The sequence below is a fragment of the Pseudomonas fragi genome (assembly GCF_900105835.1).
GTDB classification, from domain to species: domain Bacteria; phylum Pseudomonadota; class Gammaproteobacteria; order Pseudomonadales; family Pseudomonadaceae; genus Aquipseudomonas; species Aquipseudomonas fragi.
The window spans coordinates 230,895-245,424 of sequence record NZ_LT629783.1 but is presented as its reverse complement, the minus strand read 5'-3'; the positions used below and the strand labels follow the sequence as shown (position 1 = coordinate 245,424).

Annotated in this window: 12 protein-coding genes; all 12 read right to left on the bottom strand. The window is 60.5% G+C overall.

The features are described 5' to 3' along the window. Nucleotides 1–84 precede the first annotated feature (84 nt). On the bottom strand, nt 85–702 hold the full coding sequence (locus tag BLU25_RS01105; RefSeq protein ID WP_083369478.1) for an SPOR domain-containing protein: 618 nt from the start codon (nt 700–702) through the stop codon (nt 85–87). Next, nucleotides 686–1,993, bottom strand: a complete 1,308-nt coding sequence (gene folC / locus BLU25_RS01100; protein ID WP_083369477.1) for a bifunctional tetrahydrofolate synthase/dihydrofolate synthase — start codon at nt 1,991–1,993, stop codon at nt 686–688. The genes BLU25_RS01105 and folC overlap by 17 nt, the downstream gene beginning before the upstream one ends. Continuing rightward, on the bottom strand, nt 1,990–2,910 hold the full coding sequence (accD, locus tag BLU25_RS01095; RefSeq protein WP_016780511.1) for an acetyl-CoA carboxylase, carboxyltransferase subunit beta: 921 nt from the start codon (nt 2,908–2,910) through the stop codon (nt 1,990–1,992). Before accD ends, folC begins: the two co-directional genes overlap by 4 nt. A gap of 269 nt (nt 2,911–3,179) precedes the next feature. Beyond that, the gene (locus BLU25_RS01090) at nt 3,180–3,803 is read right to left on the bottom strand and encodes a phosphoribosylanthranilate isomerase (RefSeq protein WP_016780510.1); all 624 of its coding nucleotides are present in this window, start codon (nt 3,801–3,803) and stop codon (nt 3,180–3,182) included. Nucleotides 3,804–3,859: 56 nt separating this feature from the next. Next, complete coding sequence (truA, locus tag BLU25_RS01085) at nt 3,860–4,684, bottom strand: tRNA pseudouridine(38-40) synthase TruA (protein WP_016780509.1); 825 nt, start codon at nt 4,682–4,684, stop codon at nt 3,860–3,862. Nucleotides 4,685–5,111: 427 nt separating this feature from the next. After that, nucleotides 5,112–7,493, bottom strand: coding sequence for a FimV/HubP family polar landmark protein (locus BLU25_RS01080; RefSeq protein ID WP_016780508.1), 2,382 nt, complete (start codon nt 7,491–7,493; stop codon nt 5,112–5,114). A 61-nt stretch (nt 7,494–7,554) separates the two neighbouring features. Continuing rightward, nucleotides 7,555–8,565: an aspartate-semialdehyde dehydrogenase gene (locus tag BLU25_RS01075; RefSeq protein ID WP_016780507.1), complete on the bottom strand. Its 1,011-nt coding sequence runs from the start codon at nt 8,563–8,565 to the stop codon at nt 7,555–7,557. A gap of 585 nt (nt 8,566–9,150) precedes the next feature. After that, a complete protein-coding gene (asd, locus tag BLU25_RS01070; RefSeq protein ID WP_016780504.1) occupies nt 9,151–10,263 on the bottom strand; it encodes an aspartate-semialdehyde dehydrogenase in 1,113 nt (370 codons plus the stop codon). Nucleotides 10,264–10,331: 68 nt separating this feature from the next. Beyond that, nucleotides 10,332–11,414 (bottom strand): 3-isopropylmalate dehydrogenase, encoded by a 1,083-nt coding sequence (gene leuB, locus BLU25_RS01065; RefSeq protein WP_016780503.1) that lies wholly within the window; start codon nt 11,412–11,414, stop codon nt 10,332–10,334. 56 nt (nt 11,415–11,470) lie between these two features. Next, a complete protein-coding gene (locus BLU25_RS01060) occupies nt 11,471–12,238 on the bottom strand; it encodes a class I SAM-dependent methyltransferase (RefSeq protein ID WP_016780502.1) in 768 nt (255 codons plus the stop codon). A 155-nt stretch (nt 12,239–12,393) separates the two neighbouring features. Next, a complete protein-coding gene (gene leuD / locus BLU25_RS01055) occupies nt 12,394–13,038 on the bottom strand; it encodes a 3-isopropylmalate dehydratase small subunit (RefSeq protein ID WP_016780501.1) in 645 nt (214 codons plus the stop codon). Then, complete coding sequence (gene leuC, locus BLU25_RS01050; RefSeq protein WP_016780500.1) at nt 13,035–14,468, bottom strand: 3-isopropylmalate dehydratase large subunit; 1,434 nt, start codon at nt 14,466–14,468, stop codon at nt 13,035–13,037. Before leuC ends, leuD begins: the two co-directional genes overlap by 4 nt. Between the last annotated feature and the right edge of the window lie 62 nt (nt 14,469–14,530).

Here is a 14,530-nt window from a genome sequence, read left to right as displayed (position 1 = left end):
GGCGGCGCATTTTAGCAGAGCGCCGCCGCTCAGGTAAGGCGATTTATCCGTGCCGGTGCAATCAGATTGCACCTTTTTACCCTGTCAGCCACGTTCAGGCTGAAAGCGCACCACAAAACCCTTGAGGTTTTGCTGCTTGCCGAGCAAATCACGCAGGCGGTCCGCCTCTGCACGCTCCAGCAACGGGCCGACAAAAACTCGGTTCATCCCGCCCGAAGATCGCACATAAGCGTTATAGCCTTGATTGCGAAGGGTTTTTTGCAAGTTGTCGGCACTGGCACGATTGGACAGGCTCACCAACTGGACCGACCAACTGATCGGCAAGCCGTTGGGGTCAACCCGTTTTTGCGTGGTATCGAGTTTGGCAGGAGCCTGGGCAACCGTCTGTGCCGGCGTGACGGCTGGCGGCTTGGGCGCAGCCACTGCAGGCTTGGCCACAACCGCTGCTGGCGCCAGCTGTTCGACTACCGGCTGCTGAACCGGAGCCGGCTCCTCAGGGATAACCTGTGGTTCAGGCACGGCAACCGGCTCGACCTTGACCTGCGGCATTACTGGCATTTCAGGAGCGCTCGGCGCATCGACCTGGATCTGACGCTGCTCGTCCTGCCGGGAGAACAACATCGGCAGAAAAATAACCGCCAGCGCCACCAGCACCAGGGCACCGACCATCCGTTGTTTGTACGCCTTATCCAGCAAAGCCATGTGCAGCCTCCTGCGTGGCACGCTGCTCCAACCACTCGAGCGCCTGCGCAACACAATAAAATGATCCGAACAACAGGATTTCGTCTTCGGCCGTGGCGCGCTCGCACTGCGCCTCAAGCGCCTGCGCCACACTGGCATAAGCCAAAACCGAAGCGCCCAAACCTTGCAGGGCGGCCTCGACCTCAGTCCCCGGGCGCGTGCGCGGGGTGTCCAGCGGCGCAACGGCCCAATGCACGACCGACCCGGTCAGCTGTGACACTACGCCATCCAGGTCCTTGTCCGCCAGCAAACCAAACACCGCCAGGCGCTTGCCGGCAACCGGCCGCTGCGCCAGGCGGCGCGCCAGGTACTCGGCAGCATGGGGGTTGTGGCCCACATCCAGCAGCACGTTCAGGGTTTTACCCTTCCAGTTGAACTGGCGACGATCCAGCCGCCCGGTGATTCGAGTAGCGGCCAGTGCTGCCAAAATCCGCTCGGGCTGCCAGGGCAGACCGCTCAGCGCGTAGGCCTGCACGGCCAGCGCCGCGTTTTCCATCGGCAGATCCAGCAGCGGAATATCGCGCAGCTCGAGCAATTGCCCCTGGGCATCCAGACCCCGCCAATGCCAGACCTGATCGGTACTGCTCAAGTCAAAGTCACGACCGCGCAAAAACAGCGGGCAATCCAGTTCGGCTGCCCTGTCGAGCAAGGTATGTGGCGGATTGAGATCACCACACAGGGCCGGCTTGCCCGCACGGAAGATCCCGGCCTTTTCAAAGGCCACGGATTCGCGGGTATTACCCAGGTATTCAACATGATCGACACCGATACTGGTCACCAGTGCCAGATCGGCATCCACCAGATTGACCGCATCCAGTCGCCCGCCCAGCCCGACTTCCAGCACTACGGCATCCAGCTGGGCACGCTCAAACAGCCAGAAGGCGGCCAGCGTACCCATTTCAAAATAAGTCAGGGACGTATCGCCACGCCCTGCGTCCAGGGCCGCAAAAGCCTCACAGAGCAGTTCATCGCTGACTTCAGCCCCGTCAATTTGTACGCGCTCGTTATAGCGCAGCAGGTGGGGCGAACTGTAAACCCCCACCTTGAGCCCTTGCGCCTGCAGCAATGCGGCCACAAACGCACAGGTCGAGCCCTTGCCATTGGTACCCGTTACCGTCACCACCCGAGGCGCAGGCTTTTGCAGCCCCATGCGGTTCGTTACCTCGCGTGCGCGATCCAGCCCCATGTCAATGGCGGCTGGATGCAGCTGTTCAAGATAGGCGAGCCACTCGCCAAGGGTGCGCTGGGTCATAGGTTTGCAGGTGCCGGCGGAACAACGATGGTTTCAACAGGCGCAGCTACGAACACAGGGGTTGGCAAGCCCATCATCTGTGCCAGCAGGTTGCCCAGGCGTGGACGCAGTTCCTGACGCGCTACGATCAGGTCGATCGCGCCGTGCTCCAGCAGGAACTCGCTGCGCTGGAAGCCTTCGGGCAGTTTTTCACGAACGGTCTGCTCGATCACGCGCGGGCCGGCAAAACCGATCAGCGCCTTGGGTTCAGCCACGATCACGTCACCGAGCATCGCCAGGCTGGCCGAAACACCGCCATACACCGGATCGGTCAGAACCGAGATAAACGGGATGCCTTCTTCACGCAGACGCGCCAGCACCGCCGAGGTCTTGGCCATTTGCATCAGGGAGATCAGGGCTTCCTGCATCCGCGCACCACCGGAGGCGGCAAAGCAGATCATCGGGCAGCGGTTTTCCAGTGCGTAGTTGGCGGCACGCACAAAGCGCTCGCCAACGATGGCGCCCATCGAACCACCCATAAAGGAGAACTCGAACGCCGATACCACCACCGGCATGCCCAGCAAGGTGCCGCTCATGGAGATCAGGGCGTCTTTTTCACCGGTCTGCTTCTGCGCGCCAACCAGGCGATCCTTGTACTTCTTGCTGTCGCGGAACTTGAGGCGGTCAACCGGCTCCAGGTCTGCACCCAGCTCGGCACGGCCGTCGGCATCCAGGAAAATGTCAATGCGCGCGCGGGCGCCAATGCGCATGTGGTGATTGCATTTAGGGCAAACGTCCAGGGTCTTTTCCAGCTCAGGACGATAAAGTACAGCGTCGCAAGACGGGCATTTGTGCCACAGGCCTTCAGGTACCGAGCTCTTTTTGACCTCGGAACGCATGATCGAAGGAATCAGCTTGTCTACCAACCAGTTGCTCATGCTTTCTTTCTCCAGTACCGGTGGCCAGAACAGTAGAGTTCAGGCCCCGTGTATGCCCTTGAGCTAAATTATTCAGGTGTGTGGCGATGATTGCCGGGGCCGCGGTCCGCACTCGGCAAACCAGCAAAAACCCTGCAACCCTCAGCCTTCCCGACAGCACGCACCAGAGCGGCCGCCACTTTAATTTCTGCCCGTCTTCTCACCGGGCCCGCCTGCTTCGCAGAACGGTATTGATGGACGGCGGCAGAGTGCCAGCCGTCACATCGGCATCAGTTTGTTGAGCGCACGGCCTGCATAAAGGCACGAATCCTGTCGTGATCCTTGATGCCCTTGCTCTTTTCCACCCCGCCACTGACATCCACGGCATAGGGCCTTACCCGGGCGATGGCATCGGCGACGTTGTCGACCGTCAGGCCACCGGCCAGGATAATCGGCTTGCTCAGATCCTGTGGTATCAAAGACCAGTCAAATGCCTGACCAGTTCCGCCCGGCACACCTTCAACATAGGCATCGAGCAAAATACCGCTGGCCCCTGCATACGCCTTGCAGGCGCCGGCGATGTCATCACCAGCCTTGACCCGCAGGGCCTTGATATAAGGACGGTGATAGCCTTCGCACTGCTCCGGGGTTTCATCACCATGGAACTGCAACAGGTCCAGCGGCACGGCATCCAGGGTTTCGTTCAATTCACAGGCACTGGCGTTGACGAACAACCCCACCGTGGTCACGAACGGCGGCAATGCAGCAATGATGGCCCGGGCCTGCAATGCCGTGACTGCCCGCGGGCTTTTGGCGTAGAACACGAAGCCTATGGCATCAGCACCGGCCTCGACCGCAGCCAGTGCATCTTCTATGCGGGTAATACCGCAGATCTTGCTGCGAACAACGGACATCTCGATAACACCCCGGACGCGAAAGCCCCGGATGGTAACAAATGCTTATCCGGACGTCAGCCGTCCAGGCCGCTAAAACCGGTCAAGAAATGTGGACCAATGTAACGTTGCGGCAATTGGAACTCATCGCGGTATTCAACTTGCACCAGATACAGCCCGTAAGGGTGGGCCGTGACACCACCGGAGCGGCGCTCGCGACTCTCCAGCACTTCTTTGATCCACTCCACCGGGCGCTCGCCCGTACCGATGGTCATCAGCACGCCGGCGATATTGCGCACCATATGGTGCAGAAAGGCACTGGCACGAATATCCAGCACGATCATGTTGCCGTGACGGGTTACGCGCAGATGGTGCATTTCCTTGATCGGCGATTTGGCCTGGCACTGGCCGGCGCGAAAGGCGCTGAAGTCGTGCACACCCAACAGGTAGCGGGCCGCCTCGGCCATACGCTCGACGTCCAGCGGGCGGTGGTTCCAGGTGATTTCCTGATTCAGGTGCGCAGGCCGGATCTGGTCGTTGTAGATCACATAGCGGTAGCGCCTGGCGATGGCCTTGAAGCGCGCGTGAAAATGCGCAGGCATGACCTGAGCCCAGGTTACGCTGATGTCATGGGGCAAATTGATATTGGCGCCCATGACCCAGGCTTTCAGTGAGCGCTCGGCCTGGGTGTCAAAATGCACCACCTGCCCGCAGGCGTGCACACCGGCATCGGTACGTCCGGCGCACATCAATGAAACCGGCGAAGCGGCCACTTTGGACAAGGCGTTTTCCAGGGTTTCCTGGACGGTCAGCACCCCATTGGCCTGGCGCTGCCAGCCGCTGTAGCGCGAACCTTTGTATTCCACGCCAAGGGCGATTCGGTAAAAACCTTCCGCGGCCATTTCAGCGGCCGGGTTATCTATATTTGCCAAGGACTTGCAGCCTGCTCAATAACGCAAAGGCGGCCATTATAAGGCGCACCCGGCAAGACGCCATGAAACATTTCACGCTGAGGCGCGCAATACCGCGTAGCAGCTGCCGAAGGAACGAGGCTGCTCCGAGCGCGAAGCGCTCGTAAAACCTGAGTGAACGATCTTCTTGCCGGTCCGTGCATTCTGGTTTTACGGCGACTTCGTCACCGGACGCTGCCTTCGTTCCTCGGCAGCTGCTACAGAATTCACACCTGGATCACGCTGCACCTGTAGCAGTTGACGAGTAGAACGAGGCTACGTCCGAGTGCGAAGCGCAAAGCCGGACGCAGCCTCGCTGCGCGAGTCAGCTGCTACAAAGAGCCATTGACCGGCAACAGAGTCTCTACATGCATTGCACTCAGGTCAGGCGCGCCATCATTTCCAGGGCTTCAGCCTGTTGCTGTGGATTACCCTCTTCCATGACTTCGGTAAGAATATCCCGCGCACCCTCGTCGTCACCCATATCGATATAGGCCTGGGCCAGATCGAGTTTGGTGGCGGTCTCATCGGCGCCCGACAGGAAGTCGAACTCCGGCTCATCATCGGCAAAGGGCTGCTCCAGCGATGACTGCTCAAGGCTTTGCGACAGACGATGCAACTCGGCATTGACCTTGTCCAGCTCCAGGGAAAAGCTGTCTGGCTGTGCTGCGGGCGGTTCACTCTCGGGTGCCAGGGACAAATCGAAGTCCGATGGCAGCTCCAGATCAGGGTTCGACGCTTGCTCTTGCGCCGCCTGGGCCTGTTGCTCGAGCACCGCTTCAAAGCTGTCGGCCGCTGGTTTGTCGGGGCTCGGCTCGGTCGCCAGCACGGTGGGCGAAGCAGCTTCGAGCTCATCAAGGCTCAGGTCAAAATCGTGATCAAACGCTTCGACTGGCGGAATCAGTTCAGGCTCAGCCTCGACCTGGCGATCGTCACGCATCATGTCCTGGACAAACTGCGCCTGTAGCTGGGTGGCAACTGCTGCCGTGGCGATGCCCGCTGCCGCAGCCGCTACCATGCCCGGGTAACGCTGCTTAAGCTGCTCGACCTGGGCGTGATTCTTGCCATTGGCAACCAGTTGCCGCTCCTGGGCAACAAAGTCTTCGCGCGCGCCTTGCTCGCCGTAAACCTGCATCAGCTTCAAACGAAGATCGCTGCGCTGCGGCTCCTGCTCGATTGCCGCCTTGAGCAGTGCTTCGGCCTGGCTCAGTTGGCGCTGGCCGATCAATCGCTCAGCCTCGTCCAGCACATCTGCAGCAGGCTTGGCCAGGGAGACGGCAGCAACCACAGGCGCCACGGTCTCAACCACAGGTGCCGGTGCTGGTGCTGGTGCTGGTGCTGGTGCTGGTGCCGAGTCAAGCTTGACGCTGCGCGAGGGTGTTTCAAGCCCTTCGAAACTGCTCTGCGGCATGTCCAGATCAGCCGAAAATTCGGTTTCATGCTCAAGTTCGCGGGCCATCCGCGCGTGCTTCTGTGCTTCTTGCAAGGCATTGCGACGGCGCACAAGCAGCAATAGCAGCAACAACAGCAAGATCGCCCCGCCGCCGATCAGGCCCAGCAGCAGCGGGCTGCCCAGCAAGTCCTGGAGCTTGCGCTCGCTACCGGGCGCTGCCGCGTTTTCAACCGGGCTTGGCGCCACTGCCGTAGCAGGCGCACCTTCGCTGGCGGGGGCAATATCGGCTTCAGGGGCGTCTTCTGCCGGTGCCGCAAGCTGTGCCGGCATCGCAATGGTCGGGTCAACAGGCGTGCCTTTGTCGGCCTCCAGCCTGGCCAACTGATCGTTCTTCAATTGAATCAAGCGTTGCAACTTGTCCAACTGGCTTTGCAAATCCTGCATCCGGCTTTGCAGCTCGGCATTTTCACGGCGGCTGGAGTCCAGCCCTTCCTGAGTCATCGCCAGCTTGTCGCTCAAACGCTTCGCATCACCGGCAGCGCCCTTGCCTGCCTGGCCTGAAACCAGACTCAGGGCATCCGCATGCACGGTTTTGGCAGCCGGGATCGGCACGGGCTTGCGCCCGGTGGCATCCAACTGCTGCGCCAACGGTACGGTTCGCCGGCCATTGCGCCAGTCGGCGTTTTGCGCCGCGACCTCGTTGATCGCCTTGGCCTGAGGCAATTGCACACTTTGCTCGGCGCTGGGCAAGCGCAGCACCTGACCGATTTTAAGGCGGTTGATATTGCCGTTGATAAAGGCATCAGGGTTTAGTGCCTGAATGGCCAGCATGGTCTGCTGCACCGAGCCACCATTGCGCGCCTTGGCGGCAATTTCCCACAGGGTGTCACGGGCGGTAGTGGTGTATTGCGCAGGTTCTGTGGCACCAGGAGCCGAGGCCGATGCTGCGGCAGCCGTTTGCGGCGAGAACTTGGCCGGATCGAACAACACGCTGTAGTCGCGCATCAAGCGGCCGTTGGGCCACATCACCTGCACCAGGAATTTTACGAAAGGTTCGGACAGCGGCAGGCTGGACGTGACACGCAACACGCTCTTGCCGTCGGCATTGATCACCGGCGTGAAACGCAGATCCTCCAGATAGGCTGGGCGCGGCACCCCGGCCTTGCTGAATTCCTGCTCGGGGGCCAGGCTTGGCACCACTTGCGCGGCAGTCAGGTCCTTGACATCAAGCAGCTCGATTTCTGCCAGCAGCGGCTGGTTCTGAGTCGACTTGAGCGTCAGCTCCCCGAGCTCAAGCGCCTGTGCCATGCCGGATGACAGCGCCGAAGCGGCAGCGATTGCCAACACCAATTTGCGAACCTGAACCATAGCCTCTTCCTTATTGGTACAGACCTCGTCCTACGAGACCTGTATAGCAGCCAAGTATCTTTTACAGCTGGTCTTTTATCAACAACTCAGCCAACTGCACGGCATTGAGTGCGCCACCCTTGCGCACATTATCTGACGTCAACCACAGATTAAGTTCCGTGGTGTCGTCCACACCGTGGCGCACCCGGCCGACATACACGACGTCCTGGCCTACGGCATCGCCCACGGCGGTCGGGTAATCATCCGCGTCGACCAGCTCGATCCCGGCGCCCGCTTCCAGCGCAGCATTGACCGCCTCCAGATCCACCGGCCCGGCCAGTTGCAACGACACGCTGAAGCTGTCGCCAAAAAACACCGGCACTTGCACACTGCTGGCCGACACCTTCAGCGTAGGCATACCCAGCACTTCGCGCAGCTCATGAACCAAACGTTTTTCCAGGGGTACATGCCCCTGAGCGTCCGGCTTGCCAACCTGGGCCAGCACATTGAACGCCATCTGACGATCAAAGAAGCTGGTTTCCAGCGGGTGCAGATTCAACAGTGCAGTGGTTTGGCGCGCCAGTTCCGAGACCGCTTCACGGCCTTGAGTCGAGACCGCCATACAGGCGGTGACGTTCACCCGCTGGATGTCCATCAATCCACGCAAGGGCGTCAACACCACGGCCAGAGCGGTCGCAGAAGGGCTCGGGCTGCTGACCTGCAGCGGTTTTTTCAAACTGTCGAGCACCTGGGCGTTGGCTTCAGGCACTACATGCGGCGCTTGTGCTGAAGGCAATGCGCCAGACAGGTCGATCACCATGCAACCGGCTGCACTGGCCTTGGCGGCAAAGCTCAGGGTAACCGCAGGGCCTGCGGCGAAGAAGGCCAGTTGTACGCTGCTGAAATCGAATGCATCGACATCGCGCACCCGCACGTTCTTGCCGCGAAACGGCACCGACTGCCCGTCAGACTCACTGCTGGCCAGCAAATGCAGCTTGCCGACCGGGAACTCCCGTTCTTCGAGCATTTGTACGATGGTTTCACCGACAGTGCCGGTGGCGCCAACAACGGCGATATCAAAGGACGGGGTCATGGGTCTACCTCAGGCGAAACGTGGGGAGCGGCACTTTACCCGGCACAACCGCGACAGGCAACGCGCCCGGCCGATTTGATCCTGCCAGGTCGGCGCAGTCTGTTCAGGCAGACCGCGTCGCTGCCATCGCGGGCAAGCCCGCTCCCACAATGATCCTGTATGCCGCAGCTTGATGTGGCGCCGCAATAACTGTGGGAGCAGGCTTGCCTGCGATGCAGGCGATGCAGTCCGTTCAGGCAGACCGCGTCGTTGCCATCGCGGGCAAGCCCGCTCCCACAATGATCCTGCATGCCGCAGCTTGATGTGGCTCAGCACTGCCTGTGGGAGCTGGCTTGCCTGCGATGCAGGCGGCGCAGTCCGTCCAGGTAGACCACTTCGATACCATCGCGGGCAAGCCCGCTCCCACAATGATCCTGCATGCCGCCGTTTAATGTGGCACAGCACTACCTGTGGGAGCTGGCTTGCCTGCGATGCAGGCGGCGCAGTCCGTCCAGGTAGACCGCTTCGATACCATCGCGGGCAAGCCCGCCCAATAAAAAGCCCGCGTCCCTTGCGGGATGCGGGCTTTAGCCTGCCGGGAGCGAATCAGCGCTCCAGCAAGATCCGCAGCATGCGGCGCAGCGGCTCGGCCGCGCCCCACAGCAACTGGTCGCCCACGGTGAATGCACCGAGGAACTGCGAACCCATGTTCAACTTGCGCAGGCGCCCTACCGGCACATTCAGGGTACCTGTCACCTTGGTCGGGCTCAGTTCCTGGATGCTCGCTTCACGCTGGTTCGGTACCAGCTTGACCCAAGGGTTATGCTGGCTGATCAGGGCTTCGATATCCGCAATCGGCACGTCCTTGTTCAGCTTGATGGTCAAGGCCTGACTGTGGCAACGCATCGCACCGATACGCACGCAGATACCGTCCACCGGGACCGGGTTCTTGAAGCGACCCAGGATCTTGTTGGTTTCGGCCTGCGCCTTCCACTCTTCGCGGCTTTGACCGTTTGGCAGCTCCTTGTCGATCCACGGGATCAAGCTGCCGGCCAATGGCACGCCGAAGTTTTCAGTCGGATAGGCATCGCTGCGCATGGCTTCGGCCACACGACGGTCGATATCCAGAATCGCGCTGGCCGGGTCGGCCAGTTGATCGGCGACCGCAGCATGGGTTGTACCCATCTGCTTGATCAGCTCACGCATGTTCTGCGCACCGGCGCCCGAGGCCGCCTGGTAGGTCATGGCGCTCATCCACTCCACCAGACCCGCTTCAAACAGGCCACCCAGGCCCATCAGCATCAGGCTGACGGTGCAGTTGCCGCCAATATAGTTCTTGGTGCCGGCATCCAGCTGCTGGTCGATAACCTTGCGGTTGACCGGATCCAGAATAATGACCGCATCATCCTGCATGCGCAGGGTCGACGCCGCATCGATCCAGTAACCTTGCCAGCCCGCCTCACGCAGCTTGGGAAATACCTCGCTGGTGTAGTCGCCGCCCTGGCAGGTCAGGATTACATCGAGGGTTTTCAGCTCTTCAATGTTGTAAGCATCCTTGAGCGGAGCAATATCCTTGCCCACGGACGGACCTTGTCCACCGACATTGGAAGTCGTGAAAAACACCGGCTCGATCAGATCGAAATCCTGCTCTTCCAGCATCCGCTGCATGAGCACGGAACCAACCATACCGCGCCAACCGACCAGACCTACACGTTTCATCGCAACTACACCTTTAACAAAAAGTGGGGTCGTTACTTCCACCAACAGGAAGTAACGGGCCCGAGAGATTACAGATTCTGCAGCGCCGCGACTACTGCATTGCCCATTTCCTGTGTACCGACCTTGGTGCAACCCGCCGACCAGATGTCACCGGTACGCAAACCCTGGTCCAGAACCAGGCTGACGGCCTGTTCGATGGCATCGGCAGCGGCGGTCTGATTGAAGCTGTAACGCAGCATCATCGACACCGACAAAATGGTCGCCAGCGGGTTGGCAATGCCCTGCCCCGCGATATCCGGCGCCGAACCGTGGCAAGGCTCGTACATGCCCTTGTTGTTGGTGTCCAGGGACGCCGAAGGCAGCATGCCGATAGACCCGGTGAGCATCGACGCCTGGTCGGACAGGATATCGCCGAACATGTTCTCGGTCACGATCACGTCAAATTGCTTGGGTGCGCGCACCAGTTGCATCGCGGCGTTGTCGACGTACATGTGGCTCAGTTCGACGTCCGGGTAATCCTTGGCCACTTGTTCGACCACTTCGCGCCACAGCTGGCTGGAAGCCAATACGTTGGCCTTGTCCACCGAACACAGCTTTTTGCCACGTACACGGGCCATGTCGAAACCGACGCGGGCAATGCGACGGATTTCGCTTTCGCTGTACGGCAGGGTGTCATAGGCCTGACGCTCGCCGTTTTCCAGCTCACGGGTGCCGCGCGGGGCGCCGAAGTAAATGCCGCCGGTCAATTCACGGACGATGAGGATATCCAGGCCCGCAACGATTTCCGGCTTGAGGCTCGATGCATCAGCCAATTGCGGATACAGGATCGCCGGGCGCAAGTTGCCGAACAGGCCCAGTTGCGCACGGATTTTCAGCAGGCCGCGCTCGGGGCGAATGTCGCGCTCGATCTTGTCCCATTTCGGGCCACCCACGGCGCCCAGCAACACAGCGTCGGCCGCACGGGCGCGCTCCAGGGTTTCGTCGGCCAGCGGCACGCCATGCTGGTCGATGGCTGCGCCGCCGATCAGGTCGTGGGTCAGCTCGAAGCCCAGGTTGAACTTGTCACTGGCCAGCTCCAGCACCTTGACCGCTTCGGCCATGATTTCCGGACCGATACCGTCGCCTGGGAGAATCAGAATCTGCTTGCTCATGGGTTCCTCTTTCTTGTCTGTTGATGCCCCCGCAGGCGCACCCGGAAATATTCAGGTTACTTCTCGGCCCACAGCACCAGCACATCGGTGCTGAACGTGCCATCGGCTTCAATTTCAAAATAATCGCGTACTTCGGCGCCCATCGACTGCTGCAACTGGCGGATGGCCGCGCTCATTACCTGTGGCGTACGCATGCGCTCGATCCAGGAGCTGAACTCTAAACGCAAACGCTGACGCTGTGTGCTACGGGTATGCAAACCGGCTTCACTGACCTGACGCAGCCACTCGGCGGTTGAATAATCGCGCACATGGCTGGTGTCACGCAGCACCTCGACACTTTGCAGATAGGTGTCGAACAACGGGCTGCCGGGTGAGATCACATCGATAAAGGCCGCCACACCACCCGGTTTGAGCACCCGGCGCACTTCGCGCAGGGCCACGCCCAGATCACTCCAGTGGTGCGCCGAATAACGGCTGAGCACATAGTCGAATTCGCCGTCGGCAAACGGCAAGCGTTCTGCCGCGCCGCAAACGGTGCTGATATTGCCCAGTTCGCGAGCGGTTGCGGCAGCACTGACTACATCGAGCATTTGCTGCGACAAGTCGTAGGCCACCACATCCTTGACCAGCCCTGCTACATGAAAGCTCACATGGCCGGCACCGCAACCCAGGTCCAGCACCCGCGCCTGCGACTTGCCCGCCAGTTCGGCCTGCAGCAAGGCGAATTCAGCACCTTGCGCATGCACGGCGCTGCTCAGATAAGCCGAGGCCTGCTCACCGAATTGCTTTTGTACAACCTGGTTGTGCCGGGCGGTGCTGGTCATGAAAACGTCCTTTTAATGCTCAAGATAGATGCAGCTTCCACAGGGCAACGCATTACAACTGTGGGAGCGGGCTTGCTCGCGATACAGACAACTCGGTGCATCTGGCTAATCGAGGTGATGCCATCGCGAGCAAGCCCGCTCCCACAGTTCTTCGATCAAGCGTCGCGAAACAACCACGGCTGGCTTGCGCGGTGCTTGCTCTCGAACGCGGCAATCGCATCACCGTCCTGCAAGGTCAGGCCGATATCGTCCAGGCCGTTGAGCAGGCAATGCTTGCGGAACGCATCAATCTCGAAGCTCAACACCTTGCCATCCGGGCGGGTCACGGTTTGCGCCTCAAGGTCGATCTTGAGCTGGTAACCCGGCTCGGCTTCAACCTGGGCAAACAACTCATCCACTTCGGCGTCGCTCAAGATGATCGGCAACAGGCCGTTCTTGAAGCTGTTGTTGAAGAAGATGTCGGCGTAGCTCGGCGCGATGATGCTGCGAAAGCCGTACTCTTCCAGCGCCCACGGCGCGTGCTCGCGGCTGGAGCCGCAACCGAAGTTTTCCCGGGCCAGCAACACGCTGGCGCCCTGGTAGCGCTCGGCGTTGAGCACGAAATCCTTGTTCAACGGGCGTTTGGAATTGTCCTGATACGGCTGCCCTACATCCAGGTAGCGCCATTCATCAAACAGGTTCGGGCCAAAGCCGGTGCGCTTGATCGACTTCAAGAACTGCTTGGGGATGATCTGGTCGGTGTCGACGTTGGCACGATCCAACGGAGCAACCAGACCGGTGTGCTGAGTAAAAGCCTTCATGCTGCGCTCCCTTCGATCAATTCGCGGACGTCGATAAAACGACCGTTTACAGCGGCGGCGGCGGCCATTGCCGGGCTCACCAGGTGGGTACGGCCACCGGCGCCCTGACGGCCTTCGAAGTTACGGTTGGAGGTGGATGCACAATGCTCGCCAGACTCCAGGCGGTCAGGGTTCATCGCCAGGCACATCGAGCAACCCGGCTCACGCCATTCAAAGCCCGCCTCCAGGAAAATCTTGTCCAGGCCTTCTGCTTCAGCCTGTGCCTTGACCAGCCCCGAACCCGGTACCACGATCGCCTGCTTGATGGTGGACGCCACCTTGCGACCCTTGGCAATCACGGCCGCAGCGCGCAAGTCTTCGATCCGTGAGTTGGTGCACGAACCGATAAACACGCGATCGAGCTGGATATCGGTGATCGCCTGATTGGCGGTCAACCCCATGTACTTCAACGCACGTTCAATCGAGCCACGCTTGACCAGATCGGCTTCCTGAGCCGGGTCCGGCACGTTCTGGTCAACGGCCAGGACCATCTCGGGCGAGGTGCCCCAGCTGACTTGCGGCTTGATCTGCGCGGCGTCGAGTTCAACCACGGTGTCAAATTTGGCATCGGCATCGGACACCAGGTCTTTCCAGGCTTCTACCGCCAGGTCCCATTCAACGCCTTTCGGCGAGAACGGACGGCCCTTCACATAATCGACCGTCTTCTGGTCCGCAGCCACCAGGCCTACACGGGCACCGGCTTCGATGGACATGTTGCAGATGGTCATGCGGCCTTCAACCGACAGGTCGCGAATCGCGCTGCCGGCGAATTCGATGGCGTGGCCATTGCCGCCCGCAGTGCCGATCTTGCCGATCACGGCCAGCACGATGTCCTTGGCGGTCACGCCGAACGGCAATTGACCCTCGACCGAGACCAGCATGTTCTTCATTTTTTTCGCGACGAGGCACTGGGTGGCAAGCACATGCTCGACCTCGGAAGTGCCGATGCCGTGGGCCAGTGCACCGAAGGCGCCGTGGGTCGAAGTGTGCGAGTCGCCGCAGACCACGGTCATGCCCGGCAAGGTGGCGCCCTGCTCCGGGCCGATCACATGGACGATGCCCTGGCGCACGTCATTCATCTTGAATTCGGTGATGCCGTATTCGTCACAGTTGTCGTCGAGGGTTTGCACCTGCAGACGGGAAACCTGGTCGGCAATCGCTTCGATCCCGCCCTTGCGCTCCGGCGTGGTCGGTACGTTGTGGTCCGGGGTCGCGATGTTGGCATCGATGCGCCAAGGCTTGCGCCCGGCCAGTCGCAGGCCTTCAAAGGCTTGCGGCGACGTCACTTCGTGGATGATGTGACGGTCGATGTAGATCAGCGCCGAGCCATCGTCGCGCTGCTTGACCAAATGCGAATCCCAGAGCTTGTCGTAGAGCGTTTTGCCGGCCATCAGACGGTTTCCTCATCAGCTTCTTTTCTGTGCCAATAACCACTTGGCTTGTGAGGTCGATC